This is a genomic window from Massilia sp. P2_C2 (assembly GCF_056404615.1).
Window position 1 is genome coordinate 1 of record NZ_JBFUDR010000633.1, and the last position, 1008, is coordinate 1008.

1 protein-coding gene and 2 rRNA genes are annotated in these 1008 nt (G+C 56.7%); 1 reads left to right on the forward strand and 2 read right to left on the reverse strand.

The window, feature by feature from the left end:
* On the forward strand, positions 1-462 hold a 462-nt coding region (locus AC1DYX_RS31480; protein ID WP_477266181.1), incomplete at its 5' end, for a LysR substrate-binding domain-containing protein.
* A 106-nt stretch (positions 463-568) separates the two neighbouring features.
* Here AC1DYX_RS31480 and rrf read toward each other — a convergent pair.
* Positions 569-681 (reverse strand): 5S ribosomal RNA (rrf, locus tag AC1DYX_RS31485).
* A gap of 126 nt (positions 682-807) precedes the next feature.
* Positions 808-1008 (reverse strand): 23S ribosomal RNA (locus AC1DYX_RS31490); the annotation flags it as partial.

Consider the following 1008-nt stretch of genomic DNA (forward strand, 5'->3'; position numbering starts at 1 on the left):
GCGCGAACCCTGGTGCCTTACAAGATGGCGCGAACCCTGGTGCCTTACAAGATGGCAGTTTGCGCGTCGCCTTCCTACATCGCGCGGCGCGGGCGCCCGATCGTACCGGAAGATCTTGCAATGCATGACTGCCTGGCATTCGGTTCACGCCGTGAAACGCGCGAGTGGCGCTTCGTTAGCCCGGATGGCCAAGTGCGCAACGTCCGGGTCGGCGCACGTCTGAACGTCAACAACGGCCAGGCGTTGCGCATGGCCGCGCTTGCCGGCGCAGGCATCATCATGCAGCCGGAGTTATTGGTCGCAGCGGATATCCAGGACGGTTCTCTGGTGCGCCTGCTGGAAGAGGAAACAATGCCTTCGCGCCCGATGCACGTGGTTTATCAGCGTGATACGCGTATGCCCCTCAAACTGCGTTATTTCGTCGACTTCGTCATACGGAAGTGGGGCGCCGGCACGCCCTGATGGCTGATGCCGCGACAAGTGGCCATACAGCCCCGCGACGATGTTTGGCTTTGGAAAAGCAAAAAGCCCGCTCAATCGATATTGAGCGGGCTGTTGCGTATAACTAGCCTGACGATAACCTACTTTCACACTGGTTGCAGCACTATCATCGGCGCAAAGTCGTTTCACGGTCCTGTTCGGGATGGGAAGGGGTGGTACCGACCTGCTATGGTCATCAGGCATGACTTGTACGGGTATCGCCGCGGTATCGCGGGCGCTACCCTGAATCCGGAAGAAGTATTGTATCTGGTTTCTGTTGTTCAACAAACAGCTGAACCCTTGCATTGGCATGACTGCCAAGGTTATAGGGACAAGCCGTACGGGCAATTAGTATCGGTTAGCTTAATGCATTACTGCACTTCCACACCCGACCTATCAACGTCCTGGTCTCGAACGACCCTTCAAGGAGCTCAAGGCTCCGGGAAATCTCATCTCAAGGCGAGTTTCCCGCTTAGATGCTTTCAGCGGTTATCTCTTCCGAACTTAGCTACCCGGCAATGCCACTGG